Below are 3,824 nucleotides of genomic sequence, written 5' to 3' on the forward strand. Positions count from 1 at the left end.
TGTTGTGCCTTGATTAAAGTAGGAGAAAAGATATGTTTAGGATAGTTGTTTGTGAAGATGAGAATATATTTAGAAGTTTTTTAGTTGAAGCTATTTCTGATGTTTTCATTGAGAAAAGTATAGACTTAGAGATTATGGAGTACAGCAGTGGAGAAGCTTTGTTTGATAACTATCCAGAAAATATAGATATCTTTTTTTTAGATATTGAAATGAATAAGTTATCTGGAATGGATGTAGCTAAAAAACTTAGAGAACATGATACTAATGTAGAAATAATTTTTACAACAGCAGTATCAGGTTACTTAGAGCAAGGATATGAGGTAAGGGCATATAGGTACTTGATAAAACCCTTTGAGAAAGACGATTTAAAGAGACATTTGCTAGCATGTATATCAGATATATTGTCTAAGCGAGAGAATTATTTAGTACTTGAAGGTAAAGGTATTTTATATAAAATAGATATAGATAATATTACTTATATAGAGGTGTTGCAAAGAAATATAACAGTACATACCTTAGATGATAAGTATACAATAAAGATGAGTATAAGTAATATTGAGAAAAAGTTAAAAAACTACAATTTCTATAGATCTCATAGGAGTTATTTAATAAATTTAAAATATGTTCAAAGTATAAGCTCAAATATGGCTATAGTAAATAATGATGAAGTTCCAATAAGTAGATATAGAATTGAGAACTTTAAGCTAAAATTAGTAAATACGTTAGGAGCTACCTTATGTTAGATTCAATATTATTTTGGTTTTTTATAAATTTAATTTCATCGGGAATAGAGTGGGGAGCTTTTAAATGTATTTTAGATGAGTTTAGCGAAAAGAAAAATAGCACTGTTGTAATAAATATATCAATTATTATTTTAACATTTATAACTACATTATTAGCAATATCCAAAATACATCCAAGTATAAAGTTAATAATAGGAATAGTCATGTCACTTATAGTATACTTGTATAATTATAATGAAAAATTATTAAAAACTATATTAGTTTTATTGATGTTTTGGATGATTATACTTGGATCAGATATCTTAAGTACTAGTATAATATCATTTGTACACTCAATAAGCGATATAAATAGATTATTAGATTATAGTATATTTAGGCTAGAGCTTATCATAACATCAAAACTATTATTAATAGCAATGGTACCTTTAGTGAAGGGAATAAAAATTCAATTAGAACTAAAGCTTAAAGAGTTTATTAATATAATAATTCCAATAGTCGCAAATATAATAAGTATAGCCGTAATATTTGGGTCAGAGTTTGGAGTATTTGAAGATTATAAATTAAATAATTTAATTTTGCTTGTATCTGCAATATTATTATTAATTTCAAATATATCATTAATAAATATGGTTGGAAATCTAATAAAGAAGTATAACTTAAAGGCTGAAAATGAGATAATAAAACAAAAAATTGAAGCTCAATATGAGCATTATAAAGAACTTCAAAATGCACAGCTTAAAGTGAGAAAATTGTATCATGATATGAGTAACCACATTATTTGTATAGAAAAGATGATTGACAATAATCAATACTCCAAACATTATATAGATAGTATAAAATCAGAGCTTAATCAATGGGATTCTATAAGTACAACAGGAAATATGATATTAGATATTATATTAAGCGAGAAGAAAGATATTTGTAAGAAAAAGAGTATAAAATTTTCAACGGATATTAATTTTAAAGAATGTGATTTTGTTGATATGATAGATGTTTGTAGTATATTTTCCAATATACTTGATAATTCAATAGAAGCATGTAATAAAATTGAAAATGAGAACAATCGATATATAAAAATTGTGGGTAATATAGTAAATAAATTTTATGTTATAAGATGTGAGAATTCAAAGATAAATGAAATAAAAAAGAAATCTAATAAAATAATTTCAGACAAAAGAGATAAATATATGCATGGATTAGGTGTAAGCAGTGTAAATAGTTCAGTGAAAAAATATGATGGTACTATGGCAACGGATTATACAGAGGATAAGTTTATTGTAAATATATATATACCATTGGAGTATAAAACTATTCATGTCTAAGAAAAAGCTATTGATGTATTTTATATTGAAAATGAATAAAAGAAAATGTTATATTCTAGTCACAAGATATTTAAAATATTAAATTATGTGCACAGGATATAACATTTTTTAATTATAACAAAAATAGAGGTTGCGTCATAAATGGAGGAGTACAACATATGTGTTATTTTAGGTGACACCTGTGTACTTTCCTACTGGGGGTAGGGGCGGTATTCTGCAGAACTTGACTGATGACATCAAGTTCATGTTAGAAAACCAATTGTTACAATAAATAAACATTTTTATTATATTTTGTGTTTACGAAGGGGGAAAATATCATGAATTTTAAAAAAAGAGCAAGTAAAAGTATAGCACTGGCGTTAGCTGGAATAAGTGTAATTGTACCTGTATTGAATGCATCATATGCCTATTCACCAAATATGAGTATTGAAATTGCAAATAGTGATAAGGTTGATATCTATGCTGAAGAAATTTTGGAAGTAGTAGAGATAGAAGGAGTAGAGTATACATATAAGTACTCTTATGATTCGGAAGGTAATCAGGTAACAGAAATTAGAAGTGAAAATAGTGAAAATAGTGAAATTTTAGTATTTGATAAAGAATCCTCAGAATTTATTTTAGATGGTGAAGTTATTGGAAGTATAGAGCAAACTTATAATGCTAACTCTATGGAAGGAAAATCTACAGGAACTGCAGATTGGCCACATTTCTCATCATCATCAAAAAAAGTTTCTTGGAAAGCTGGAACAAGTGTATCTAGTGTAGCAACTATAATGGCGGCTGCATTCAGTTTTCTTGGTCCTTCAGGAGTAATACAAGCAATGGGTTCTGCCCTATTAGCTAACCTTGCTAATAATTCAATTGGTGGAACCATTTATCAAGATATTCATAAATTCAACTCTACAGTTATAAGTAATTATAAAAACACATGGAAATTTACGGCAAGTACAGGTCAAGTATGTGGTCCGTATGTTTATATGTTCAATTAAGTATTAATTTATACCTGTAGATGAAGTTGTATACTAAAAAAAGGGCTATGCCCTTTTTTAGTATACAACTTGTGTGTTTTTGATAAATGGTGGCATAATTACCTTAATATTAAAAGATTAACTAATTCATAAATTAAAATTTAAACTTATTTTAAAAGTGGTAGAGTAGGGATTCTACATTTAAAATAAAATTAGTATTTGTGATGATTTGATTTTAAACGTATAAAGAGGGGGGAATATTTTAATGATAGAGTATATTTATATTGGAGTCTTAATTGTTGTTTTAGGAGCTTGTATGACTATTTTCAAATGTATACCATTTAAAAAATATCAACTGGAAGAACTGCAAAAAAAGTATAATAAAAATATAGATGAAAGCAAATTTTATATATTCGAAGGGACTTCTAGAATATCATTAGGCGTTATTTTTATTAGCTTAGGTTACTTTTCTATTTCTAATATATTTGTTTTGGCATTTTTTATAATATGTTGGGTAATGCTTTATTACTTAATAAGAAATAAGGTTTTAGACCTTAATATAATGTAGCGAATATCTAGGATTCTGCCCGATAAAGTAATATTTAGAACTAATACTAAGGGGGATACACAAATGGCATTAAAAAAACTAAAGAAAAGTATAGCTTTAGCGGTAACAGCTATAATGATAGGAATGCCTATCGCTAACACATCATTTGCATTAGAAGGGGATAATACAACATCTGTAGTAGAAGAAAATAGTGTAGATTCTACAGTACAAGAAGATACCACAG

The 3,824-nt window shown here is 26.9% G+C and carries 4 protein-coding genes; all 4 read left to right on the top strand.

Annotated features, from left to right (window positions below; all coding sequences use genetic code 11):
- The first annotated feature begins 32 nt into the window (after nucleotides 1-32).
- Nucleotides 33-743, top strand: coding sequence for a LytR/AlgR family response regulator transcription factor (locus ACRC03_RS03375; protein ID WP_438651140.1), 711 nt, complete (start codon nucleotides 33-35; stop codon nucleotides 741-743).
- Nucleotides 737-2,065, top strand: a complete 1,329-nt coding sequence (locus ACRC03_RS03380) for an ATP-binding protein (protein ID WP_438651141.1) — start codon at nucleotides 737-739, stop codon at nucleotides 2,063-2,065. The genes ACRC03_RS03375 and ACRC03_RS03380 overlap by 7 nt, the downstream gene beginning before the upstream one ends.
- Before the next feature lie 317 nt (nucleotides 2,066-2,382).
- Complete coding sequence (locus ACRC03_RS03385; protein WP_438651142.1) at nucleotides 2,383-3,054, top strand: hypothetical protein; 672 nt, start codon at nucleotides 2,383-2,385, stop codon at nucleotides 3,052-3,054.
- Nucleotides 3,055-3,298: 244 nt separating this feature from the next.
- On the top strand, nucleotides 3,299-3,601 hold the full coding sequence (locus tag ACRC03_RS03390) for a hypothetical protein (protein ID WP_438651143.1): 303 nt from the start codon (nucleotides 3,299-3,301) through the stop codon (nucleotides 3,599-3,601).
- The last annotated feature ends 223 nt before the right edge of the window (nucleotides 3,602-3,824 follow it).

This window comes from Romboutsia sp. (assembly GCF_051659545.1).
Classification (GTDB): Bacteria; Bacillota; Clostridia; order Peptostreptococcales; family Peptostreptococcaceae; genus JBOFOR01.

Bases quoted from the DNA above. Each gene is read 5' to 3' on its own strand.
- ACRC03_RS03380 (WP_438651141.1), top strand. From the start codon at position 737: ATGTTAGATTCAATATTATTTTGGTTTTTTATAAATTTAATTTCATCG.
- ACRC03_RS03390 (WP_438651143.1), top strand. From the start codon at position 3,299: ATGATAGAGTATATTTATATTGGAGTCTTAATTGTTGTTTTAGGAGCT.
- ACRC03_RS03385 (WP_438651142.1), top strand. From the start codon at position 2,383: ATGAATTTTAAAAAAAGAGCAAGTAAAAGTATAGCACTGGCGTTAGCT.
- ACRC03_RS03375 (WP_438651140.1), top strand. From the start codon at position 33: ATGTTTAGGATAGTTGTTTGTGAAGATGAGAATATATTTAGAAGTTTT.